This window comes from Polycladomyces abyssicola (assembly GCF_018326425.1).
Lineage (GTDB): Bacteria > Bacillota > Bacilli > Thermoactinomycetales > JIR-001 > Polycladomyces > Polycladomyces abyssicola.
In genome coordinates this window covers 360,001-383,624 of record NZ_AP024601.1, presented here as the reverse complement: position 1 = coordinate 383,624, position 23,624 = coordinate 360,001, and the positions used below count along the sequence as shown (strand labels likewise).

Here is a 23,624-nt window from a genome sequence, read left to right as displayed (position 1 = left end):
GCCTACTTTGGCAGGATCTGGGTCAAAGGCCGAAACAGCGTATCCATCAATTGGGTGGGGCCTGGTAAATTCGGATCGAACAGCAGTGCTAAGGCCAGCGACCATCCGATCAACGTCAAGCCGATCAATGCGGCTTTTTCTTTTTTTCGTCCCGGCTTGATCCTCGGCCACTCATACAGTACCAACAGAATGGCGACAACTGTGATGCCGATGATGACTCCCCAATTCACGGTTTCTTCACCTCCGGGATGGGACTTTCATTATTCATTCCAGGACGCATGATAGTGACACGGGGGTCGACTTTCACTTCCACTTTCGGGAATATTTCGTCCCACCGATCCTTCACCTCGGGCCATTTATCGGGATATTTCCGGTGGAATGCATCGGCAAAACCGAAAACATCCGCTTTCATTCCCTTTTGGACCTGATTCATCGCCACCATGATAATGTGTTGAATATCCCGTGCTACATCCTTTTCCAATTTCTTGTTGATGTCGGGGTTTTCCATTTCCAGACCGGTTGTGTTCTGGATGACGGTCCCTTCCGCTTTGATCCGGACGGTCATTTTCCATTTGCCTGCTGTGACGGAGGGCACCAATTGGGTATTGGGCTTCAACAGTTCGACCGATACGTCCCCCTTGTTACCTTTGGGTTTGACCGTGACAATGACCGTTTTGATTTCATTCCGCACCCACAACACGCCTCTGGTGATTTTGTCGTCAATCCGGCCCACGATTTTGTCTTTTTTCAGAACGGCCACTCCGTTGAGTCGCAAACTGGGCTCCTCTTTTTCCGCGTCTCCCTGAACGGATGGGCTTTGTTCAATCCAAGGCAAAATGACTGCGTGCGAATCGCTTGTCAGCATCTGTAATACATCTTTCACGGTCATTTCTGCGCCGACCCCCGTTTTTGACAAATCGTCGATCACTTCCGCACTGCTTCGTCCGACAGGAGGGATAATTTGCAAAAGAGCGGAAGCCGGGCTCTTGGCGGCAAAAACGGAAGTGCGTTTCCGGGTAGAATAATAACGGTCGAAAAAATCCAACTGTCCGGCGATTCCTTCTCTCAATAACCTGTCACCGAAAATCAGGGAAGTATTGTGATGCCAAAAAATTCTGCGCGGGATTTTTTCCTGCAATTTCCGAGTGGCATCGGCTACGTCGACGCCTTCCGCGGCGACGACGTACGTTTGTTTGGCGCCAGCGCCACCTCCTCCTCCGCCTCCACCTCCCATCGTGTCTCCTCCTCCCGCCGCTTGCGGAATCATCAATTGAACAGCCAAACCCATATTCCCATTCTCCTTTTTGTCGACCGCTATCCCCACCACCAACGCCAAATCGTTGACTTCCACCCGGTCCCAACAACCCGAAAGGAGTATGGTACACATGCCGAGCAACATCATTTTTCGTATCGAAAGAAATGGATTCATCCTTCTCCCTCCGCGGCTTGGTGAAGATTTTTCCGCAGCAAAGCGATCAACAACAGAACCGTCGGAATCATGGTTTGCATCGTGATCTTGTAAAAGGGGTATGTGGTCGCAATGAAATCGAACATCTCCGACAGATTGGGCGCCGCCCACGTAGCCATCAGGACGATGAGAAATCCGACGGGAAGTACCACCGGACGATGATCGGAGAGATTCAACCACTGAGACATCCCGATCACCACCGCATAATAAAACACCGTGACTTTGACGAACAATCCCATGATCCAAATCGCCGCGAGAATCGACTCCACATGTTCGATAAAATCAGCAACACTGATGTAACGGGCTGATTCCAACACGGGGAAGATATAATTCTCCGTCAATTTCCCGAACAAAAGAAACGTTCCCAGATTGGTTATCACCATGGTGACGAGGACAGTCACCACCGATGCCATCCCCCACTTCATTTCATTTTTCCGGTCACTCACATAAGGCAGTAAAAACGTCATCAGAAAAAATTCACTGAACCAGCCTTGCGGAGGAATCGATCCCAACAAGGAAGGCGTTAACCCTTTCTCCAAAATGGGAGACAAATTTTGGGGATCCAGTTCCGGGATCAACAGCAAATTGATGCTCACCATCAGGATGAAAAGAAACGGCACGAAAATCTGAGCCGCTCTGCCCATCACTTCCACACCGCTGCGAACGGCGTAGGCGCACACCAACACCATACTCCCCAACATTATAAATACCGGCGTTCTTGTCAAAAAAACTATTTTGAGAAACGCGGCATACTGTATCATTATCACTCCGCTGACATGCAAGTAAAACAACAGGAAAAGCAAACCCAGCACTTTTCCCGGCACCTTCCCGAGAATGCGCTCACTGTATTGGACCACGGTGCATCCTGGATACAGACGGTTTAATGCCACCGTCACGAACACGGTGAAAAACCCGATCACGGAAGCCCAAATCGGTGAAAGCCACATGTCCTGCTGGGCGTATTTGCTCGTGGCGGTGGGCACGAACAAGAGTTCCGTCGCCACTACGGCCGCATACATCAATACACCCATTTGAAAAGCGGATATTTTGCCTTTTTCGTACAAGCGGTTGTTCATGGCTCATTCTCCTCAGGGCCAACATCTGAAATCCGAATCCATTTCTTATTTCTCATCTCCCTTGGAAGGGTCAGGCTTGAGATCGGGGCCCATTCGGTGGGCATTATACTTTCCCGTGAAATGAGGACGGCGGTCCATTTTCCACATTGGCGCCCGGATGATCACGTCTTTGAATTCCACAAACTGAGTGGTGACGATCGGTGCCAGATAGGGGACACCAAAGGAGCGCAACGTGCACAAGTGAACGACAATGACAATGATTCCGAGAATGACCCCGACCAGCCCCATCGTCCCCGCCAGAAATATGATCGGAAAGCGCAGCATTCGAAAGGCGATTGCGGTGGTGTAGCGCGGGGTCGCAAAAGAGGCGATTCCCGTGATGGCCACCACCATTACCATCGGAGTGGAGACCAAACCGGCCCCAACCGCCGCCTGCCCGATCACCAGCGCTCCGACGATGCTGACTGCCGCCCCCACCTGTTTGGGCAACCGGACACCCGCTTCACGCAGAATTTCAAACATAATCTCCATCAACAATGCTTCCACCAACGCAGGGAAAGGCACTCGGTCTCTTGACGACGCGATGGTGACCAACAGCGAAGTGGGGATCAATTCCTGATGAAAACTGATTACCGCCACATACAGGGAAGGGAGAAGGAGGGAAATTCCGATAAAGAAATACCGCAACCAACGAATGGCGGTACCGATGATGAAACGTTGGTAATAATCCTCAGGCGATTGCATCAGCGAGGCCAATGTCGCCGGCACCACCAACGCAAAAGGGGTGCCTTCCATCAAAATGGCCACCCGCCCCTCCAGCAAATTGGCAGCCACAATGTCCACACGCTCCGTATTGATCACTTGGGGAAAGGGAGAGTAGGGATTGTCTTCGATAAATTCTTCGAGATACCCGCTCTCCAGCACCCCGTCGATATCGATGCGCCGTAGCCGGTTGATGACTTCTTCTACCAAGGTGGAGTCGGTGATCTCTTGGATGTAGGTGACGACCACCTTCGTACGGGTGTGACGCCCGAGACTCAGTGATTTCATCTTCAGGCCTGGGTTCCGAATTCTTCGGCGGATCATCGCCGTATTAACTGTCAACGCTTCGGTGAACCCTTCCCGGGGTCCCCGAATGATCGTTTCGGCCTCCGGTTCAGCGACTGCACGTTTGTCCCATTTTTGCAGACCGAAATACAAAGCCCGCGCTTCCCTGTCGATTAACAATACCGGTTGCCCTGTCGACAGATGTTCGACGCATTCGTCGCGCGTAAGAGCCTCACCCACGTCGATGACCGGAATGATTTTGTTTTTTAGGGATGTGAAAAGGGAATCCGACTCCACCACATGCTCTCTCATCAAGGGTTCCAAAACGTGCTCATTGATCTCCTCGATGTTGCTCAAGCCCTCAATGTAAACGATTGCGGCGTTTCTTTTTCCTCCGATGAGAAACGGACGAATGATCACATCGAAGCTGTCGGCATAAATGGAGCGGAAGAAGTCCAGATTTTCCTCCAAATCCGTGGAAAGAATGGTACCGTCATGACGCGACGCTTCCCGGTTCGTCCGTCCCTTTTCCGATCGCCTTTTCTTTTTTCGAGACCACGGACGCACCCTCATCGTTTTTCTCCCTTTCGGTAAATCGTGCCTATTTTATGGTTAATATGGCTCACCGAGCAGCAGTTTATCCCCTGTGGTATCGTCGAGATCAGTCATTTTTGTTCCCTTTCGGTTCTGTTTTTCTTGCCGAAGTTTGGTGCCTCCATTTTCCCCGTTTTCTAACAGGAATTTAGTAAATTTTTTACTTATATTCCGATGTTTAGAGGAAATAATGGAGTATTTTATGACGATTTCTTTGAAAAGGGGAGGAATTTGCAGAAAGTGATAGAATATTGATGTACCCAGAATCAAGGAGGGTTTTCCATTGAAAAGGATATCGTATGCCATCATCACTATTCTATTGGCTGTTAGTTTCGTTTTCGCTGGAACTTCCAGCGTGCATGCACTGTCCCTGTCTTCCACTCCCACGGATGCACAGACGGATTCCTCCAGTCAAGAGATCATCGTCAAATTCAAACCGGGGATCTCCCAGGCCACCCGATCTCTCATACATACCGAAATGGCCACCCGGTTATTGTTCCATAACAATGTACTCGATTTTGACGTAGTCAAACTGAATGGTCAGTCGATTGAAAAGGTTCTTGATGCCTATCGAAACAATCCACTCGTCGAATATGCTGAGCCCAATATCGTGTTCCACGCAATGATGACTCCGAACGACACGTATTTCAGTGATCAATGGTCCCTTAAGAAGGTACAAGCCCCTACCGCGTGGGATCTCGGTCAGAGCGCGGACAACGTGGAAATTGCCGTCATCGATACGGGGGTGGACAATACCCATCCGGATCTGGCCAGCAAAGTGATCAATGGACACGATTATGTGGACAATGATAACGATCCGATGGATCTCAACGGACACGGCACGCACGTGGCCGGGGTGGCTGCCGCCGTCACCAACAATGAACAGGGGATTGCGGGCATGGCGCCCAAAGCGAAGATTTATGCTGTCCGTGTGTTGGATGAAAATGGGGAAGGTACGTTGGACAAAGTGGCCAGCGGGATTGTTGACGCAGCCGATCACGGTGCCAAAGTCATCAATCTAAGTTTGGGTTCTTCCCAAAGCGCTCAAACCCTGAAGGACGCCATAGATTACGCTTGGAACAAAGGGGCGGTGGTGGTGGCTGCCGCAGGCAATGACGGAACTTCCGCCCCCACTTATCCGGCTTACTACAATCAAGTACTCGCCGTAGCGGCGACAGATAATAACGATCACAAGGCTGACTTCTCCAATTACGGCAAATGGGTGGATGTGGCAGCACCGGGTGTAGATATCACTTCCACCTATGTGGGAGGCGGTTATAAAACCATGTCAGGTACATCGATGGCCGCTCCTCATGTTTCAGGATTGGCCGCACTTCTCGCGGCAAAAGGTCTCGACAACACGCAAATCCTCGGCGCCATCCAAAGCACAGCCGAAGACGTTACCGGCACCGGTTCCAATTGGGAATACGGTCGAATCAACGCGCTGAATGCCATGCAGAAGTGATGAACCGACGCATGAGAAGACAAAAGGAACGCAGACAGGCGTTCCTTTTTTCAAACCGTACACAATGGCTTCAAACCTGGGTGATTTCTTTTCACGATTGGCACTTGCGATGATCTCACCTCTGAAACGATTGGTATTCCCGCTCACTGTGTATAAAAGCGGGCCGAGATCACAAAGATTAACGTTGTGAGAAGCCGGTGGATGCTTCGCTCTGGGACGTGTTTGGTAAATCCGCGAGGGAGCAAATGCTTTCCAAGGTGAGCGACTCAGCTCTCAGCCTTGCCGAGAGAAGACCCGGAAAGCGCAGGAATGAAATCGCGGGCAATTTCCTCTAAGCGAAGCGAACTTCACCCGCTTCCTGCGCTTCGGGTCGGAGCGTCCATGACCTACTTTCTTGAGGGCGCAGGTGGAGCAACCGGGAAAAATTGGACAGTATTCACCAGACACGTTCTAATGCCCAATCGAAGGGGCCTTGCCAGCACAGTTCCCACACCTTGACAGTATCTGGCGAATCCAATCGGTTTTACCCGACACATAAGCGGCCCGGTCCTCCCGATATTGTTGGGCCAAACGCCGTTTCAGCTCCGCGTATTCGTCGGCCAGATCCGGGTTTAATCGAAGATAATCGCGGAAAAATAGGTGGTGACGAAATCCTTCGCTGTCCTGTTCCATGATATGAAGATGATGCGTACGCGGCATTCCCTTGCGAAAAAACAATCGACCCTCCTCACGATCGTGAAACTGAAACACATATCCTAAAGGACGGAGTCGATCTTCATATACGGAGAGTGGCAGGAGAGTGGGCACTCCGGCGAGAATATCAACGATAGGCTTGGCAGCTAAACACGGAACTGCTGTACTGCCGATATGATGAATGGACAAAACCAATGATCCCAGTGCTTTTGTCAGAATCTCCTTTTCCTGTTCGTACACCTGTGGCCACGCCGGATCATAAGGCACCACCACGATGGGATCAGGATGAGGGGGCATGGATTTCACCTCTTCACGATCGAATTTCAATGATCTATAATAAATTCTCACAGAAGTTTCAAACTTTCACAAGGTCATGGTGGAAAACCGGCGGAGCCAAGAGTACAATAAAGGTATACGAACAAATGATCGCTTCCATTGACACCGGAAAGTTCAAGGGGGTGGGTAACCATGATGCTCAGCGAAGAGGAAAAAGAAACCGTCATTCAATTTGATGAGTCGGGCACCACAGCGACGGTGTACACTGCCAGCTGGAATGTAGCGCGTTCATTCAAGCGCGCAGGATACCAACCCGTCAAAAAAACCAAAGGAGCATGGTGGTTTGAAATCCCGGTCGGCGCCTTCACCATTCAAGGCAGCAAACAGACCACCACCATCGGTTAAGAAAAACCCTGGGTGATCCCAGGGTTTTTAAGATTATTTCTTTTCCGCCGCCAGTGCTTTTGCCGCAATGTCCCGCCGAAAATGCGCACCGTCAAAGTTAATTTGGTTCACCGCTTCATACGCGGCCGCCTGCGCCGCCCCGACATCCGCACCCAATGCAGTCACAGCCAGCACACGCCCGCCGGCGGTGACCAACTGATCGCCTTCCTTTATGGTACCGGCATGAAACACGATGCAATTGGGACGGGATTGGGGTAGTGAACGAATGGGAACGCCTTTTCGATAATCACCCGGATATCCTTCGGACGCCATCACGACGCAGACGGCTGCTTCTTTCTTCCACCGGATCTCGATATCGCCCAATTTACCACGAACGGTCGCCAGCATAATTTCAGCCAAATCACTGTCCAATCGGGGCAACACCGCCTGCGTTTCCGGGTCGCCAAACCGAGCATTGAATTCGATTACCTTCGGCCCTGATTCCGTCACCATCAAACCGGCGTACAACACGCCGCGGAACGGCCGCCCTTCCCGTACCATCGCCCGGGCGACAGGTTCCAGGATCTCGGCCACCGCCCGATCCACCACCACGGATGGGATCTGCGGAACGGGGGAATACGCGCCCATGCCGCCGGTATTGGGACCTTGGTCACCGTCAAATACGGGTTTGTGATCTTGGGAGATGACCATCGACCGCACTGTTTCCCTATCGACAAACGCCATCAGGGACATTTCCTGACCAGAGAGGAACTCTTCGATTACCACTCGATTGCCTGCTTCACCGAATACTTTTTCGTTCATCACCCGTTCGATGGCCAGTTCCGCCTCTTCCACTGTCCGTGCCACGGTGACTCCCTTGCCTGCCGCGAGACCGTCGGCTTTCACCACGATCGGCGCTCCCTGTTCCCGTACATACTGTTTCGCTTCTGCTGCTGTAGTAAACGTACGGTACTTCCCGGTGGGAATGCCGTAGCGCGCCATCAAATCCTTGGCAAACGACTTGCTCCCTTCGATCTCCGCCGCTTGTTGATTGGGTCCAAACACGGCCAGTCCTTCCGCTTCGAAAGCATCGGTTATGCCTGCTAACAAAGCCGCTTCCGGCCCCACCACTGTCAGGTCGATCTCTTGATCCTTCGCAAACGCCAACAACCTATTCACATCCGTCACACCGATCGGAACACACTCGGCCAGTTCGGCGATCCCGCCGTTGCCGGGCGCGCAGAACACTTTCTTTACCAATGGGCTTTGCGCCAATTTCCACACCAATGCGTGTTCCCGGCCGCCACTACCAATCACCAGTACGCGCAAAACCATTTCCTCCTTTTAAGCTTGTCCATCTACTGGCAAAGAGCAATATCCGTTTCGGCTCCATAAATGCAATGTTGCTTCGGGTGCGCTATTTTTCTCTTACCGAAAACTTGATTGTACCTCAATCATGTCGGACCTTATGAGAGGGCTGAAGCCCTCCCTCGTCCGACGATCGCGATGAGCCCAACCCTGAGAAGGCAGGGTTTTCCCGCTCGCTCCTTATAGAACGGAACTCACCCTACGTGGGCCAAATCCAGCTCAGAACAAACAGCCAGACCGATACCAATAAAAACGCAAGTGTCCAATCATGACGGGACATCCGCCCGACATGTCCCGTGGATATACACTGCATGCGAAGCGACAGCACACCGCTGGTAACAACAGCGAGGATGAAAAAGAGTCCACCCATCACCCGCATGCCGCCCTGCCAACCGTGGAGACCATGAATCAACGGCAGGATCAAACCGAGTAGCAGCAATGAAAACAGGGTCAGAACGAAAGACAAACGAAGACTGCGCACCGGGAATCCCTCCTTCTTCGCTCGATTCCATCATACGCAGCGGCTTCTCCGTTGGTCGCTATTTGTATCTCCTTGGCCCATGCTCTAGTGTTTGAAATGGCGCACGTCGGTGAACACCATCGTAATGCCGTGACGGTTGGCTGCCTGGATCGATTCTTCGTCGCGGATGGAACCTCCGGGTTGGATAATGGCCGTAATCCCGGCGCGGGCAGCTGCTTCCACGGTGTCACTCCTGGGGAAGAACGCATCGGAAGCAAGTACCGCTCCTTTGGCCAGTTCTCCCGCTTGACGAATGGCGATTTCCGCTGCGCCGACGCGGTTCATCTGACCGGCCCCCACCCCGATCGTACGGTTGTCGCGTGCCAACACAATCGCATTGGATTTGACGTGCTTCACCACTTTCCAAGCAAACAACAATTGCTCCCACTCGTCTTCGGTCGGGACTCGTTCGGTCACCACCCGGCAATCTTCACGGCTGATCCGTTTTTGATCCGTCTCCTGCACCAAGAACCCATCCCCGGCAGTGATCTGTTTCCACGAAGGTTTGCCCGTTGTCGGCGTTTCCGGCATTTCCAGCAGACGGAGATTTTTCTTTTCGCGCAAAATGGTCAAGGCCGCTTCATCAAATCCGGGCGCCAGGATGATTTCCAGGAAAATTTCCTTCAACTTTCTGGCCGTCACTTCGTCCACGGTGCGGTTGAACGCGATAATGCCGCCGAAGATGGAGACCGGATCAGCGTCATGTGCTTTTTGGAAAGCTTCCGCCACCGTTGAGCCGATACCGACACCACACGGGTTGGTGTGCTTCACAGCGACCGCTGCCGGTTGATCGAACTCGGACACAATCTCCCATGCGGCTTGCGCGTCTTGAATATTGTTGTAGGACAACGCTTTGCCGTGCAGTTGTTTCGCGGAAGCGATCCCGGGCGTTGACGGTAGAGGCTGACGGTAAAAGGCCGCCCGCTGATGGGGGTTTTCACCGTATCGCAGATCCTGCGCTTTTTCAAACGTCACGGTCCAGCGCTCCGGGAACGTTTCTCCCGTCTGTTCAGTGAGGTATCCCGCGATCAGGGCATCATACGCCGCCGTGTGGCGGAACGCTTTTGCCGCCAACTGCAGTCGGGTCTGTGGGTCCACCTCTCCGTTTTTCTCGATCTGATCCAGCACGTCGTCGTAGTCGGCCGGATCGACCACTACAGTGACGAAACGGTGATTTTTGGCGGCCGCGCGCACCATGGACGGCCCGCCGATATCGATGTTTTCCACGGCCGTTTCAAAATCCGTATCGGGTCGGGAAATCGTTTGTTGGAACGGATACAAGTTGACGACCACCAGGTCGAACGGTGTCACCCGGTGTTCCTCCAGTTGTTTCAGATGCGTCTCATTGTCGCGGATCGCCAACAATCCGGCGTGGATGAGCGGATGCAGGGTTTTGACCCGTCCGTCCAGGATTTCCGGAAAACCGGTGACGTCAGATACGCCCGTAACCGCTACACCCGCTTCTTCCAAAGCGCGCTTGGTTCCCCCTGTGGAGACGATCTCCACACCCCAATCGGCAAGACGGCGGGCCAACTCCACCACGCCGGTCTTGTCGGATACGCTGATCAACGCACGTCGGATGGACATGTTGTTTGCTCCTCCCTTTGCTTCATCAACGCGTCGGTGTCGATCTCACCCCGGATCAAACGAAGTACCACTTCCGGATACAACCGGTGTTCCACCGTTTGGATTCTGTTTGTCAATAATGTCTCATCGTCCCCATCTTTCACAGGTACCGGCTCCTGCGCGAGAATTGGCCCCGTGTCCATCCCTTCGTCCACCAGATGAACGGTGACGCCGGTCCATTTGACGCCTTTTTCCAGAGCCTGTCGTACGGCATGCTTGCCGGGAAACGCCGGCAACAACGAAGGATGGATGTTGACGATTCGACCATAATAGGCCGTCAGCAGCGTCGGACCGATCAACCGCATGTATCCGGCCAGCACGATCCAGTCCACACGATACTCCTGCAGCAGGTGAAGGACATCTGCTTCATACGCTGCCTTATCGGGATACGATTTGGGAACGAATGATCGGGCCGGCACCTTCAACCGCTCTGCCCGCTCCAATGCTTTGGCGCCGGGGCGGTCACAGACGAGCAGCACGATCTCCCCCGGCCAGCCCTGCTCGCGGGACGCCTTCACCAGTGATTCAAAGTTGGAGCCGCTCCCGGAAGCGAATACGGCGATTCTCATGCCTTACCGCCTCCGATCCACCGAATCCCGCCGGCACCTTCCGCGATCCGTCCAATCAGATGGGCTGTCTCCCCCATCTCCTGCAGAACGGACAGCGCTTCTTCCGCTTGATCCGCCGGCAAGATCACCACCATGCCGATTCCCATGTTGAATGTTCGGTACGCATCCGTCTCGCTGAGCCGTCCCTCGCGCACGATCCATTTCAACACGGGCGGCACTTCCCACGTGGATCGGTCAATCTCGGCCCGGCATCCTTTCGGCAGCACGCGCGGGATGTTTTCGATTAATCCGCCGCCGGTGATATGCGCTCCCGCCTTCACCTCAAACCGTTTCATCAGTTCTAGGAACGGTTGGACATAGATTTTGGTGGGAGTGAGCAGCACTTCACCGACGGTGGCCCCGCCCCATGGAACTGTGTCGTACAAACGATCCGGATTTTCTTCCAGCAACACTTTGCGAACCAATGAAAAGCCGTTGCTGTGAATACCGCTGGAAGCTAGCCCGATCAGTACATCACCGGGAACGATGTTCTCTCCCGTCAACAAACGGTCCCGTTCCACGGCACCCACGCAAAAACCGGCCACATCGTATTCACCTGCACCGTACATCCCCGGCATTTCCGCCGTTTCGCCGCCGATCAGCGAACATCCCGCCTCTTGGCAACCGTCGGCGATCCCTTTGACGATCGCTTCCGCCTGAGCGGGATTCAATCTGCCCGTAGCCAGATAATCGAGGAAAAAGAGCGGTTCCGCTCCCTGCACCACTACATCATTGACACACATGGCCACACAATCGATCCCGATGGTATCATGTTTGTCCATCGCAAATGCGATCTTCAATTTGGTCCCCACACCGTCAGTGGAAGAAACCAGTACCGGGTTCCGATAGGAAGGAAGGGAGAACAGTCCGCCGAAACCGCCCAAGCTCCCGATCACTTCGGGTCTCATCGTTCGTTTCACATGGGATTTGATCCGTTCCACTGTTTCATTGCCTGCGTCGATGTCCACACCGGCCGCGCGGTACGCGTCACTCATCGCTCTCCCTCCAAAACCAGACTCTCCTCCACCAGCGTGGGGTAGTTCCCGTCAAAACAGGCCAGGCAATGCCCTCTGTCGGGTTCCCCGGTCGGGCGACCGATCGCTTCCAGCATGCCCTCCTTGCTCAGGAACACAAGACTGTCCGCCCCGATCAGTTGCCGGATTTCCTCGACGGAATGAGAGGCAGCGATCAACTGTTTCCGATCCGATGTGTCGATCCCATAGTAGCAGGGGAATCGCACCGGCGGGGAGCTGATGCGCACATGCACTTCTGTCGCACCTGCTTCGCGCAGGAGATTGACGATCTGTCGGCTGGTCGTCCCGCGAACGAGCGAGTCATCCACCATGACGACCCGTTTGCCTTCCACCACTTTGCGGACTGCGCTCAACTTCATCTTGACACCCTGTTCACGCAATTCCTGACTCGGCTGGATAAACGTGCGACCTACATACCGGTTTTTGATCAGACCCAATTCATACGGGATCCCGGTCGCTTCCGCATACCCGATCGCCGCGGAAATGCTGGAGTCCGGCACACCGGTGACCACATCGGCTTCGACCGGTGCTTCCTTGGCCAGTTGTTGACCAAGCCGTTTCCGCGCGGCATGCACGTTGATGCCGCTGATGTCGCTGTCCGGGCGAGCAAAGTAAATGTATTCAAACGAGCAAACTGCCCGCCGTGCCGGTGGGGCGAACCGATCGACGCGCATCCCATCGGCATCGATGATCAGCATCTCGCCCGGTTCGACCTCTCGCACGTATTCCGCACCGATCACGTCCAAAGCACACGTCTCGGAAGCAAACACAATCGCATCCCCCAGCCGTCCCAAGGAAAGCGGACGCAACCCATGGGGGTCGGATGCGGCAATCAATTGTTCATTGGTCAAAATCAACAGGGCAAACCCGCCCATTACCTGATTCAACGCTTCCTTAGCCGCATCCACAAGATTGGTATGGCGGGAACGGGCGATCAGATGGGGAATCACTTCCGTGTCGGTCGTCGTCTGGAAGATGGAACCTTCCCGCTCCAATGCTCTGCGCAACCGCTGCGCGTTAACCAGGTTGCCGTTGGTGCACAACGCAAGCTCACCTGCGACATAGTTGAACACCAGTGGTTGAGCGTTATTGATCCCGCTTTCTCCGGTGGTGGAGTAACGAACATGACCGATGGCCGTGTTTCCCGTCAATTTGGACAGCACATCCCCTTGGAACACCTCGGTCACCAGTCCCATTCCCCGGTGATGGCGAAACCTGGTCCCGTCGGTCGTGACGATGCCCGCGCTTTCCTGCCCGCGATGCTGAAGTGCGTGCAAGCCATAATACGTCAATTGCGCTGCCGACGGATGACCGATAACGGCGAACACCCCGCACTCTTCTTTCAGTTCGTCGAAGATGCATTCATCGCGCATGGTATCGCTCCTTCCCATAGAGCGGTCAAATCTGCCACCGGTACATTCATCGCCTGCACATCGTTTACCTTTACCCGCAACTGTTCACCACCGACCCGACCGATGCACTGGAGGGGGACGCCGTATTCGTCAGCCAGTGATGCCAATGCGGATGCATGCTCCTCAGACACACTGAGCAATACACGGGACTGGCTTTCACTGAAGAGGAACGTTGTCGCCGACAGCGTTGTATGGATCTCTACTTGCGCCCCGCGATTGCCGCTGATACAGGATTCAGCCAGGGCCACGGCTAATCCGCCTTCGGACAGATCGTGCGCCGAAGCCACCCAGCCTTTTCGAATCGCTGACAAAGTGAAGTCTTGCACCCGTTTTTCCTTTTCCAGATCGATGCGCGGCGGACGTCCGGCGATACGACCCGTCACCACTTTCTGCAGTTCACTGCCGCCCAACTCATTGAACGTCTCTCCCACCAGGTAGATCACATGGCCGTCTTCTTTGAACGCTTGCGTGGTGATGTGCTCCCGTTTTTCGATCAACCCCACCATGCCGACCACGGGAGTGGGCAACACCGCTTGACCGTTGCTCTCGTTGTACAGGCTGACGTTGCCGCCGATCACCGGTGTGTTGAGCGCACGGCACGCTGCGCTCATTCCGTCGATCGCCCGGGACATTTGCCAGTAGATCTCCGGTTTTTCCGGGTTGCCGAAATTCAGACAGTCCGTAATCCCGATCGGCTCCGCGCCGGAGCAGACCACGTTGCGTGCCGCTTCGGCCACGGCGATGGCTCCGCCCTGTTCGGGATCGAGATAGACATAACGCCCGTTGGCATCCGTACACATGGCCAACGCTTTCTCCGTACCGCGCAATACGATCACCGCCGCATCCGAGCCCGGACGTACCGCGGTGGAAGTGCGCACCATGTGATCGTATTGTCGGTAGATCCACTTCTTGCTCGCCACCGTCGGAGATGCCAGCACCCGTTTCACGGCGTCTTGCGGATCAACGTTCTCAAGTTCGGCGCTGGCGTCGAAATCTGCAAAGCTGCGATAATATTCCGGCTCTCGTGCTTCTCTTACATAAACGGGCGCGTCATCCACCAACGTTTTCACCGGGATATCGGCCACCCACTCACCCCGATGGCGCAGGCGCAGACGACCGTCATCCGTCACGCGGCCGATTACGGCGGAGTTGAGACCCCACTTGTCAAATACGCGTTTCACTTCTTCTTCGCGCCCTTTTTCCACGACCAACAACATGCGCTCTTGTGATTCGGACAGCATGATCTCATACGGTGTCATGTCGGCCTCACGCTGGGGAACCCGATCCAAATCCAATTCCATTCCGCAGCCGCCTTTAGCCGCCATCTCGGAGCTGGAGCAGGTCAACCCGGCTGCTCCCATGTCCTGGATACCGATCAGAATACCCATTTCCACCAATTCCATGCAGGCTTCCAACAGGAGCTTCTCCATAAAGGGGTCGCCCACTTGCACGGACGGACGCTTCTCCTCCGATTCTTCGCTCAGTTCCTCGGATGCGAACGTGGCACCATGGATACCGTCGCGTCCCGTGCTGGCACCGACGTAAATCACCGGGTTGCCGACACCTTTGGCCACCCCTTTTTGCAGATGTTCATGGGGCAGAATGCCGACACACATCGCGTTGACCAACGGATTGCCTTCATACCGCGCATCAAACGCCACTTCGCCACCCACCGTCGGAATCCCGATTGAGTTGCCGTAATGCGCGATCCCCGCCACCACGCGCTCCAACAGATAACGTACACGCGGGGAGCTCAATTCACCGAAGCGGAGCGAATTGAGCAACGCCACCGGACGGGCGCCCATCGAAAACACGTCGCGGATGATACCGCCCACTCCGGTCGCCGCTCCCTGGAACGGCTCGATGGCGGACGGATGGTTGTGGCTTTCAATCTTGAACACCACTGCTTGGCCGTCACCGATATCGATCACGCCGGCTCCTTCACCAGGCCCCTGCAACACACGCGGCCCTTCGGTGGGAAAACGGCGCAGCAATGGTTTGGAGTTTTTGTAACTGCAGTGTTCCGACCACATTACGCTGTAAATGCCCGTTTCCGTCCAGTTGGGCAGACGTCCCAAATGGCCGATCACCTGCTGATACTCCTCTTCGGTCAAGCCCATTTCCCGATACAGTTTATGATCCCGAATCATCTCGGGCGTCGGTTCCAACACCTTTGTCGCCTGTTCAAGCCGCACCGTAATTCTCCTCCCAGTAAGCCAGCATCGAAGTGAAGAAACGCACACCGTCCACCGATCCCAACCAATCATGCACCGCCCGTTCCGGGTGGGGCATCATCCCGAGCACATTGCCCTGCCGGTTGACGATCCCGGCGATGTCGTCTACCGAACCGTTCGGATTTTCCTCGACATAGCGGAACACGATTTGGTTGTGTTGTTTCAACTCTGCCAATGTTGCCTCGTCACAGTAATAGTTGCCTTCGCCGTGTGCGATCGGGATTCGGATGATTTCCCCTTCCCGATAGTCCCGCGTAAACGGCAATTTTGTGTTTTCCACCCGGAGCGGTTGGATGTCGCAACGGAATTGCAAGTGGTCGTTACGCCGCATCGCGCCCGGCAGCAAGCCTGCTTCCAACAAAATCTGAAACCCGTTGCAAATGCCGACGACCAATTTGCCCCGTTCGGCCGCTTCAATCACACTGTCCATCACCGGAGAAAATCGCGCCAATGCGCCCGTACGCAGATAGTCGCCATAGGAAAAACCGCCGGGAAGAATAATCGCATCATACTCACTCAAACCCCGCTCTTGGTGCCATACCGGTTCGACCGGAACCCTCAACACATCTTCGACAGCTTTCAAACAGTCCACATCGCAATTGGAACCGGGAAACACCGGAACCGCAAAGCGCATCAGGCTCCCTCCTCCAGCTCAAACGTGTAATTTTCAATCACCGGATTGGCCAACAGCTTGTCGCACATGGCAGCTACGCGGGCTTCAGCTTCCGCCCGGTTATCGGTGTTGAGCCACACTTCCATTCGCTTGCCGATGCGAACCTCCGTTACCTCTTCAAACCCCAGCGAGTGGAGCGAGCCTTTGACCGCACTTCCCTGTGGATCGAGCACACCCGGCTTCAACATGACTACAATCGTCGCTTTGATCATGGTGTTGTCCCCTCCAACCGGTTCCAGATTTCCCGATACGCCTCCACCACATTTCCCAGATCGCGGCGGAAACGGTCCTTGTCCAACACTTTGCCCGTCTTCACATCCCAGAAACGGCACGTATCCGGTGAGATTTCATCCGCCAGGATCAACCGTCCGTCCGGATCGATCCCGAATTCCAGTTTGAAATCAACCAACGTTACCCCGAGCTCCTGCATCTTTTTGCCTAACAAGTCGTTTACCTGCAAGGCGATGCGTTTCATCTCTTCCCGCTGATCGACGGTGGCCAATCCCAGCACATCGATATGATCTTCCGTGATCAACGGATCCTTCAACTCATCGTTTTTGTAGTAAAACTCGACGATCGGGCGCGGCAACATACGTCCTTCTTCCAGTCCCAGCCGTTTGGCCATACTACCGGCCGCACGGTTGCGCACCACCACCTCCAACGGTATGATGGTGACTTTTCGGACCCATTGTTCGGTCGGGGAGACTTCCTGAAGGAAGTGGTTGTCCACACCGTTTTCGCGCAAGTACCGGAAAAAGAATGCAGCGATGCGGTTATTCATCTCTCCCTTCCCGGCCAGTTGCGCTTTTTTCTCCCCGTTGAAAGCGGTGGCGTCATCTTTGTACTCCACCCACAACACGTTCGGATCATCCGTCCGATACAGTTTTTTGGCTTTTCCTTCGTAGAGCAGGTCTCCCCGAATCATGTTCGGTCTCTCCTTTTCCCGTTTCCCGATTCATCGACGATACATTCCGTCCCTATCTTCCCGTGCAGGCCTGGACTAATCGCCAGTCAGCCCACTTTTATTCCACCAAACCCAACCGGCGGAAAATGGTGTCCACATGCTTCAGGTGATGACGGTAATCGAAACAATCCGCGATTTCTTCCGGTGACAACGTGTTTGTGATCAATTCGTCGCTTTCCACCAGCCCGCGGAACGGACGTTGTTCCTCCCAGGCTTGCATGGCCAGCTTTTGCACGCGGTCATACGCTTCTTCCCGCTTCAATCCCTTGTCGATCAGAGAGAGCAGGACGCGTTGCGAATAAATCAGTCCGTAGGTAGCTTCCATATTCCGTTTCATGTTGTCCGGCAGAACCGTCAGTTCTTCGACGATTCCCGCAAACCGGCGCAACATGTAATTGAGCAGCGTGGTTGCATCTGGCAGAATGATGCGCTCCACGGACGAGTGGGAAATGTCTCGTTCATGCCAAAGCGGTACGTTTTCGTAGGCCGACAGCATATGTCCGCGAATGACGCGGGACAAGCCGGTGATATTTTCCGATCCGACCGGGTTACGTTTGTGCGGCATCGCCGAGGAACCTTTTTGTCCTTTTTTGAAGGCTTCCTCCACTTCGCGGATCTCGCTCTTCTGCAGACCCCGGATTTCCACCGCAAATTTCTCCAACGACGTGGCGATCAAAGCCAGTGTCGCCATATATTCCGCATGACGATCCCGCTGCAGGGTCTGCGTAGAGATCGGCGCCGGTTTCAATCCCAGTTTGTCGCAAACATACTGTTCAACAAACGGGTCGATATTGGCATAGGTGCCGACGGCGCCGGAGATTTTGCCGACCCGTACCTCTTCCATCGCCCGGACGAAACGGTCGCGGTTGCGTTTCATCTCGGCATACCACAGTGCCATTTTCAGTCCGAATGTGGTGGGTTCCGCATGTACTCCGTGCGTCCGTCCCATCATGACTGTCTCTTTGTGTTCCAGCGCTTTTCTTTTCAAGACATCGAGAAAATGATCGATATCCTTCAGCAAGATGCGGTTGGCTTGTAGCAGCAGATAGGACAGAGCCGTGTCCACCACGTCGGTGGAGGTCAATCCGTAATGAACCCATTTGGATTCAGGACCCAATGTTTCCGCGACCGCACGGGTGAACGCCACCACATCATGACGGGTATCCTGCTCGATCTCCAGAATGCGTCCGATGTTGATCCGGGCATTTTTCCGGATTTTCTCCACGTCCTCTTTGGGAATCACGCCCAATTCCGCCCAAGCTTCACACGCCAAAATCTCCACTTCCAGCCATGCTCGGTATCGGTTCTCGTCATTCCAGATTTCCTTCATTTCCGGTCGTGTGTATCGTTCAATCACAGCATTCCCTCTCTTTCAACAACGACTCGATGATAATCGGTTATTGATCGGGGTGCCCCATTTCCCCTCGCTCCATCGACAAGCTCGGTGCGGAGCTGGTGGAAAATCGGAGCCCGCAACTCTGTAAACAGCCTGGATCATCTTAGGTCAAAACTACAGTGTCATGTTCCGTTGTGAAACGGTCAATTGTTCTCGAATATGTCCATGTCTTCGTCTTCCCAAATACCGAGCTGTTGAACCGTACCCCACGCTTCCGCCAGCGACTCGCCCAAAACGGTGACGTGCCCCATTTTGCGTCCGGGTTTTGCCTCTTTTTTCCCGTATAGATGCACCTTCACATTGTCGGGTAAGGTCGGAATCCGCTGTATCAACGGCTCCACATGCTCCCCCAGTATGTTGACCATCACGGCCGGGGTTAACAAGCGGGTCGAGCCCAATGGCAGACCGCAAATCGCCCGCAGAAACTGCTCAAACTGCGAGGTCGCGCAGGCATCGTACGTAAAATGTCCGGAGTTGTGCGGACGCGGGGCCAACTCGTTCACCAGCAATTGTCCGTCCTCCAAGAGAAACATTTCCACCGCGCAAAGTCCCGTTATCTCCAGTTTCTCCGCTACATCGCGGGCCAACTGTTCGGCACGTGCGGCGATTCGCTCGTAAACCGGCGCTGGTGCCAGCGTCACGTGCAAAATATGATGCCGGTGAATATTTTCCACCACAGGGAATGTAGCGATCTGGCCATGCAGATTGCGTGCCACCACCACCGACAATTCTTTGATAAACGGAACAAACTGCTCCACAATGCAGGGTTCCCCCGGTCGGGACAGCGCCTGCCAAGCTGGCTCCACGTCTTTCTCCCCGCGCAAAATTCGCTGACCTTTCCCGTCGTATCCGCCCGTAACCGTCTTCAGCACACACGGATAACCCAATTCTGCGGCAGCGTCACGCAATTGCTCCGTGTCGTGGACCACCCGGAACGCGGCGACGGGGATGCCGCAAGCGTCCAGCGTCTCTTTTTCCCGTACCCGATGCTGAGTGATTTCCAGCAAACGACTGCCTTGCGGGACAAAAACCTTTTCCTCCAGCCGTTTAACCACTTCGGGGTCGATGTTTTCAAATTCGTATGCCACCACGTCTGACCATTCGCCCAATTGTTCTGCGGCAAGAACATCATGATACCCGGCGGAGATGTGGTGGTCTGACACTTGGCTGCCAGGACAATCTGTCGAAGGGTCCAGTGTGATGAAACGATATCCCAACTTCCGTCCCTCGAGGATCACCATGCGTCCCAACTGACCGCCGCCCAAAATTCCCACAGTGCTTCCCGGCAACAATACGGTTGTCGGTTTGACTTGCAGTTCCATCATGTCAGATCACCTGATTCGATCACTTGTTGACGGATCCGTGCCCGCCGTTGTTTCAGGCGTTCGCGAATATCAGGGTCGCCGATTCCCAGTATTTCCGCCGCCAGCAAACCGGCGTTCACCGCACCGCTCTCTCCGATCGCCACGGTTGCCACTGGTACGCCACCCGGCATCTGAACGATCGACAACAGGGAATCCAAACCGTTGAGTGACGAAGATTTGACTGGGACACCAATGACGGGCAATACCGTTTTGGAGGCGACCATTCCCGGCAAATGGGCCGCCCCGCCCGCCCCGGCAATGATCACCTCGATTCCACGCTTCTCCGCCTCTTCTGCATAGGCGAACATTTCATCCGGTGTCCGATGCGCGGAAACGACACGTGCCTCATACGGGATGCCCAACTCATCCAATACTTCGCAAGCCCGCTTCATTGTAGGCCAATCCGACGTGCTCCCCATGATTACGCCGACACGTGGTTGATTCATGGCACAACTCCTCTACATCGAGAATCTATCCAAGAAAAAATCCGAACGCAGATATTTCATCAGGAAAAATCTGCCGTTCGGAGGACACACCGAAGGAAGATTTTTCCCATAGTCCGGAAATTTACGGTTTCCGGGTAGAGACACTCGAGCCATATTCCCGAGCATATATGAGAAAAATCACATGCAGTATCAGTTTAACATTCTATACAAACTGGAGTCAATGGAAATACGAACATTTAATTGACCATTCATATTTTCTGTTCGTGTTTTTCGGATTATCCCGCAGTGGATACAATCGTTCCGTCAGGAAAAAACGACTTCTTCGATGAAAGGTGATGCAGTCCGTTCAACAGCCGATCATCCACTCATTCAATCGAATTTGACGTCTATCATAAGCGATCTCGAACGACTGGGCAAATGTTTTTTATTCCTTTGCAAACAAAAAAGCAGCCCACCATGATGGTGAGCTGCTTTGTTTCGACCTGCCTGGCAGCGTCCTACTCTCCCAGGGGCTCCCGCCCCAAGTACCATCGGCGCTGGAGGGCTTAACTTCCGTGTTCGGAATGGGAACGGGTGGTTCCCCTCCGCTATCACCACCAGACAGGATATGGTGTTTGGTTACACCTTCAAAATTGGTTACGGGATCGTCTGCATTCACTTGCGAGTGAGGGGAAGCCCTCGACCGATTCGTATCCGTCAGCTCAACGCATTACTGCGCTTACACCTCGGACCGATCTACCTCGTCATCTACAAGGGGTCTTACTCCCACGAGGGGATGGGAAATCTCATCTTGAGGGGGGCTTCGCGCTTAGATGCTTTCAGCGCTTATCCCGTCCGCACTTGGCTACCCAGCGATGCATCTGGCGACACAACTGGTACACCAGCGGTGCGTCCATCCCGGTCCTCTCGTACTAAGGACAGCTCCTCTCAGATTTCCTACGCCCGCGGCAGATAGGGACCGAACTGTCTCACGACGTTCTGAACCCAGCTCGCGTACCGCTTTAATGGGCGAACAGCCCAACCCTTGGGACCGACTTCAGCCCCAGGATGCGATGAGCCGACATCGAGGTGCCAAACCTCCCCGTCGATGTGGACTCTTGGGGGAGATTAGCCTGTTATCCCCGGGGTAGCTTTTATCCGTTGAGCGATGGCCCTTCCACTCGGAACCACCGGATCACTAAGCCCGACTTTCGTCCCTGCTCGACTTGTAGGTCTCGCAGTCAAGCTCCCTTCTGCCTTTACACTCTTAGGCGCGATTTCCAACCGCGCTGAGGGAACCTTTGGGCGCCTCCGTTACCTTTTAGGAGGCGACCGCCCCAGTCAAACTGCCCACCTGACACGGTCCTCCAGCCGGATCACGGCTGCGAGTTAGAACCCCGGTACAGCCAGAGTGGTATCCCACCGGCGCCTCCACCGAAGCTGGCGCTCCGGCTTCTCAGGCTCCCACCTATCCTGTACAAGCTGTACCTAGATTCAATATCAGGCTGCAGTAAAGCTCCACGGGGTCTTTCCGTCTTGCCGCGGGTAACCTGCATCTTCACAGGTACTACGATTTCACCGGGTCTCTCGTTGAGACAGCGCCCAAGTCGTTACGCCTTTCGTGCGGGTCGGAACTTACCCGACAAGGAATTTCGCTACCTTAGGACCGTTATAGTTACGGCCGCCGTTTACTGGGGCTTCGGTTCAGAGCTTCGCCTTTCGGCTAACCCTTCCCCTTAACCTTCCAGCACCGGGCAGGCGTCAGCCCCTATACTTCGCCTTACGGCTTAGCAGAGACCTGTGTTTTTGCTAAACAGTCGCTTGGGCCTCTTCACTGCGACCTCCTCGGGCTGTTAACCCTACCGAGGCACCCCTTCTCCCGAAGTTACGGGGTCATTTTGCCGAGTTCCTTAACGAGAGTTATCCCGCGCGCCTGAGGATTCTCTCCTCGCCTACCTGTGTCGGTTTGCGGTACGGGCACCTCACTCCTCGCTAGAGGCTTTTCTTGGCAGTGTGGGATCAGGGACTTCGGTACTTCAATTTCCCTCGCCATCACGGCTCAGCCTTATGACCGGACGGATTTGCCTATCCGATCAGCCTTACCGCTTGGACGCGCACTTCCAATCGCGCGATCCCCTACCCTCCTGCGTCCCCCCTTCGCTCAAACGGAGTGGAGGTGGTACAGGAATATCAACCTGTTGTCCATCGCCTACGCCTTTCGGCCTCGGCTTAGGTCCCGACTTACCCTGAGCGGACGAGCCTTCCTCAGGAAACCTTAGGCTTACGGCGGAGGGGATTCTCACCCCTCTTTTCGTTACTCACACCGGCATTCTCACTTCCCAGCGCTCCACCATGCCTTCCGGCACAGCTTCGACGCCCTGGGAACGCTCCCCTACCGCGTATCTTCCGATACACCCACAGCTTCGGTGGTCCGTTTAGCCCCGTTACATTTTCGGCGCAGGGTCACTTGACCAGTGAGCTATTACGCACTCTTTAAATGATGGCTGCTTCTAAGCCAACATCCTGGTTGTCTCGGCAACCCCACATCCTTTTCCACTTAACGGACACTTGGGGACCTTAGCTGGTGGTCTGGGCTGTTTCCCTCTTGACCACGGATCTTAGCACTCGTAGTCTGACTCCCGGAGTAAAGTAAACGGCATTCGGAGTTTGACTGAGTTCGGTAACCCGGGAAGGGCCCCTAGCCCAATCAGTGCTCTACCTCCGTCACTCATCCTCCGAGGCTAGCCCTAAAGCTATTTCGGGGAGAACCAGCTATCTCCGAGTTCGATTGGCATTTCACCCCTACCCACACCTCATCCCCTGGTTTTTCAACACCAGTGGGTTCGGGCCTCCATTGAGTGTTACCTCAACTTCACCCTGGACATGGGTAGATCACCCGGTTTCGGGTCGACGACCACGTACTCATTCGCCCTGTTCAGACTCGCTTTCGCTACGGCTCCGGCTTCTCGCCTTAACCTCGCACGTGACCGTCACTCG

Annotated in this window: 20 protein-coding genes, 2 rRNA genes and 1 riboswitch (1 of these 23 running past the window's edge); of the genes, 2 read left to right on the top strand and 20 right to left on the bottom strand. The window is 54.5% G+C overall.

What is annotated here, in order from left to right:
• Window positions 1–2: 2 nt before the first annotated feature.
• The 4 genes from KI215_RS01990 to KI215_RS01975 are packed head-to-tail and all read right to left on the bottom strand — an operon-like array spanning window position 3 to window position 4,164.
• Window positions 3–230 carry a hypothetical protein gene (locus tag KI215_RS01990; RefSeq protein ID WP_212773938.1) on the bottom strand — a complete coding sequence of 76 codons (228 nt, stop codon included), beginning with the start codon at window positions 228–230 and terminating at the stop codon, window positions 3–5.
• A complete protein-coding gene (locus KI215_RS01985) occupies window positions 227–1,429 on the bottom strand; it encodes a Ger(x)C family spore germination protein (protein ID WP_212773937.1) in 1,203 nt (400 codons plus the stop codon). Before KI215_RS01985 ends, KI215_RS01990 begins: the two co-directional genes overlap by 4 nt.
• Entirely contained in the window at window positions 1,426–2,544 is a 1,119-nt protein-coding gene (locus tag KI215_RS01980) for a GerAB/ArcD/ProY family transporter (protein ID WP_246512162.1), read from the bottom strand. Before KI215_RS01980 ends, KI215_RS01985 begins: the two co-directional genes overlap by 4 nt.
• Before the next feature lie 45 nt (window positions 2,545–2,589).
• Window positions 2,590–4,164, bottom strand: coding sequence for a spore germination protein (locus KI215_RS01975; RefSeq protein WP_212773936.1), 1,575 nt, complete (start codon window positions 4,162–4,164; stop codon window positions 2,590–2,592).
• Between the two features lie 313 nt (window positions 4,165–4,477).
• Between KI215_RS01975 and KI215_RS01970 the strand changes: the two genes are divergently transcribed.
• Entirely contained in the window at window positions 4,478–5,650 is a 1,173-nt protein-coding gene (locus tag KI215_RS01970; protein WP_420830177.1) for a S8 family peptidase, read from the top strand.
• 450 nt (window positions 5,651–6,100) lie between these two features.
• On the opposite strand, the gene KI215_RS01965 is transcribed toward KI215_RS01970, so the two are convergent.
• Window positions 6,101–6,640, bottom strand: coding sequence for a GrpB family protein (locus KI215_RS01965; protein ID WP_212773935.1), 540 nt, complete (start codon window positions 6,638–6,640; stop codon window positions 6,101–6,103).
• A gap of 171 nt (window positions 6,641–6,811) precedes the next feature.
• Between KI215_RS01965 and KI215_RS01960 the strand changes: the two genes are divergently transcribed.
• Entirely contained in the window at window positions 6,812–7,024 is a 213-nt protein-coding gene (locus tag KI215_RS01960; protein WP_205492400.1) for a hypothetical protein, read from the top strand.
• Window positions 7,025–7,057: 33 nt separating this feature from the next.
• Here the strand turns inward: KI215_RS01960 and purD are convergent, their stop codons facing one another.
• The 15 genes from purD to KI215_RS01885 all read right to left on the bottom strand — a co-directional run.
• On the bottom strand, window positions 7,058–8,332 hold the full coding sequence (purD, locus tag KI215_RS01955; protein ID WP_212773934.1) for a phosphoribosylamine--glycine ligase: 1,275 nt from the start codon (window positions 8,330–8,332) through the stop codon (window positions 7,058–7,060).
• Between the two features lie 238 nt (window positions 8,333–8,570).
• Window positions 8,571–8,852: a hypothetical protein gene (locus tag KI215_RS01950; RefSeq protein ID WP_212773933.1), complete on the bottom strand. Its 282-nt coding sequence runs from the start codon at window positions 8,850–8,852 to the stop codon at window positions 8,571–8,573.
• An 84-nt stretch (window positions 8,853–8,936) separates the two neighbouring features.
• Window positions 8,937–10,478: a bifunctional phosphoribosylaminoimidazolecarboxamide formyltransferase/IMP cyclohydrolase gene (gene purH, locus KI215_RS01945; RefSeq protein ID WP_212773932.1), complete on the bottom strand. Its 1,542-nt coding sequence runs from the start codon at window positions 10,476–10,478 to the stop codon at window positions 8,937–8,939.
• Window positions 10,457–11,086, bottom strand: a complete 630-nt coding sequence (gene purN / locus KI215_RS01940; RefSeq protein ID WP_212773931.1) for a phosphoribosylglycinamide formyltransferase — start codon at window positions 11,084–11,086, stop codon at window positions 10,457–10,459. Before purN ends, purH begins: the two co-directional genes overlap by 22 nt.
• Window positions 11,083–12,120, bottom strand: a complete 1,038-nt coding sequence (gene purM / locus KI215_RS01935; protein ID WP_212773930.1) for a phosphoribosylformylglycinamidine cyclo-ligase — start codon at window positions 12,118–12,120, stop codon at window positions 11,083–11,085. The genes purN and purM overlap by 4 nt, the downstream gene beginning before the upstream one ends.
• A complete protein-coding gene (gene purF / locus KI215_RS01930; RefSeq protein ID WP_212773929.1) occupies window positions 12,117–13,532 on the bottom strand; it encodes an amidophosphoribosyltransferase in 1,416 nt (471 codons plus the stop codon). The genes purM and purF overlap by 4 nt, the downstream gene beginning before the upstream one ends.
• Window positions 13,502–15,721, bottom strand: coding sequence for a phosphoribosylformylglycinamidine synthase subunit PurL (purL, locus tag KI215_RS01925; protein ID WP_246512258.1), 2,220 nt, complete (start codon window positions 15,719–15,721; stop codon window positions 13,502–13,504). Before purL ends, purF begins: the two co-directional genes overlap by 31 nt.
• A gap of 34 nt (window positions 15,722–15,755) precedes the next feature.
• Entirely contained in the window at window positions 15,756–16,439 is a 684-nt protein-coding gene (gene purQ, locus KI215_RS01920) for a phosphoribosylformylglycinamidine synthase subunit PurQ (protein WP_212773927.1), read from the bottom strand.
• Complete coding sequence (purS, locus tag KI215_RS01915) at window positions 16,439–16,690, bottom strand: phosphoribosylformylglycinamidine synthase subunit PurS (RefSeq protein WP_212773926.1); 252 nt, start codon at window positions 16,688–16,690, stop codon at window positions 16,439–16,441. The genes purQ and purS overlap by 1 nt, the downstream gene beginning before the upstream one ends.
• Entirely contained in the window at window positions 16,687–17,403 is a 717-nt protein-coding gene (gene purC / locus KI215_RS01910) for a phosphoribosylaminoimidazolesuccinocarboxamide synthase (protein ID WP_212773925.1), read from the bottom strand. Before purC ends, purS begins: the two co-directional genes overlap by 4 nt.
• 97 nt (window positions 17,404–17,500) lie before the next feature.
• A complete protein-coding gene (gene purB / locus KI215_RS01905) occupies window positions 17,501–18,799 on the bottom strand; it encodes an adenylosuccinate lyase (protein ID WP_212773924.1) in 1,299 nt (432 codons plus the stop codon).
• Between the two features lie 182 nt (window positions 18,800–18,981).
• The gene (gene purK, locus KI215_RS01900; RefSeq protein WP_212775011.1) at window positions 18,982–20,160 is read right to left on the bottom strand and encodes a 5-(carboxyamino)imidazole ribonucleotide synthase; all 1,179 of its coding nucleotides are present in this window, start codon (window positions 20,158–20,160) and stop codon (window positions 18,982–18,984) included.
• Complete coding sequence (gene purE, locus KI215_RS01895; protein WP_212773923.1) at window positions 20,160–20,648, bottom strand: 5-(carboxyamino)imidazole ribonucleotide mutase; 489 nt, start codon at window positions 20,646–20,648, stop codon at window positions 20,160–20,162. The genes purK and purE overlap by 1 nt, the downstream gene beginning before the upstream one ends.
• An 89-nt stretch (window positions 20,649–20,737) precedes the next feature.
• A riboswitch (purine riboswitch) is annotated at window positions 20,738–20,839 on the bottom strand.
• A 293-nt stretch (window positions 20,840–21,132) separates the two neighbouring features.
• Window positions 21,133–21,249 (bottom strand): 5S ribosomal RNA (gene rrf, locus KI215_RS01890).
• Between the two features lie 65 nt (window positions 21,250–21,314).
• Window positions 21,315–23,624, bottom strand: a 23S ribosomal RNA gene (locus KI215_RS01885) (it continues 630 nt past the right edge of the window).

Bases quoted from the DNA above. Each gene is read 5' to 3' on its own strand.
- KI215_RS01985 (WP_212773937.1), bottom strand. From the start codon at position 1,429: ATGAATCCATTTCTTTCGATACGAAAAATGATGTTGCTCGGCATGTGT.
- KI215_RS01980 (WP_246512162.1), bottom strand. From the start codon at position 2,544: ATGAACAACCGCTTGTACGAAAAAGGCAAAATATCCGCTTTTCAAATG.
- KI215_RS01975 (WP_212773936.1), bottom strand. From the start codon at position 4,164: ATGAGGGTGCGTCCGTGGTCTCGAAAAAAGAAAAGGCGATCGGAAAAG.
- KI215_RS01965 (WP_212773935.1), bottom strand. From the start codon at position 6,640: ATGCCCCCTCATCCTGATCCCATCGTGGTGGTGCCTTATGATCCGGCG.
- KI215_RS01960 (WP_205492400.1), top strand. From the start codon at position 6,812: ATGATGCTCAGCGAAGAGGAAAAAGAAACCGTCATTCAATTTGATGAG.
- purH (WP_212773932.1), bottom strand. From the start codon at position 10,478: ATGTCCATCCGACGTGCGTTGATCAGCGTATCCGACAAGACCGGCGTG.
- purN (WP_212773931.1), bottom strand. From the start codon at position 11,086: ATGAGAATCGCCGTATTCGCTTCCGGGAGCGGCTCCAACTTTGAATCA.
- purM (WP_212773930.1), bottom strand. From the start codon at position 12,120: ATGAGTGACGCGTACCGCGCGGCCGGTGTGGACATCGACGCAGGCAAT.
- purF (WP_212773929.1), bottom strand. From the start codon at position 13,532: ATGCGCGATGAATGCATCTTCGACGAACTGAAAGAAGAGTGCGGGGTG.
- purL (WP_246512258.1), bottom strand. From the start codon at position 15,721: ATGATTCGGGATCATAAACTGTATCGGGAAATGGGCTTGACCGAAGAG.
- purQ (WP_212773927.1), bottom strand. From the start codon at position 16,439: ATGCGCTTTGCGGTTCCGGTGTTTCCCGGTTCCAATTGCGATGTGGAC.
- purS (WP_212773926.1), bottom strand. From the start codon at position 16,690: ATGATCAAAGCGACGATTGTAGTCATGTTGAAGCCGGGTGTGCTCGAT.
- purC (WP_212773925.1), bottom strand. From the start codon at position 17,403: ATGATTCGGGGAGACCTGCTCTACGAAGGAAAAGCCAAAAAACTGTAT.
- purK (WP_212775011.1), bottom strand. From the start codon at position 20,160: ATGGAACTGCAAGTCAAACCGACAACCGTATTGTTGCCGGGAAGCACT.
- purE (WP_212773923.1), bottom strand. From the start codon at position 20,648: ATGAATCAACCACGTGTCGGCGTAATCATGGGGAGCACGTCGGATTGG.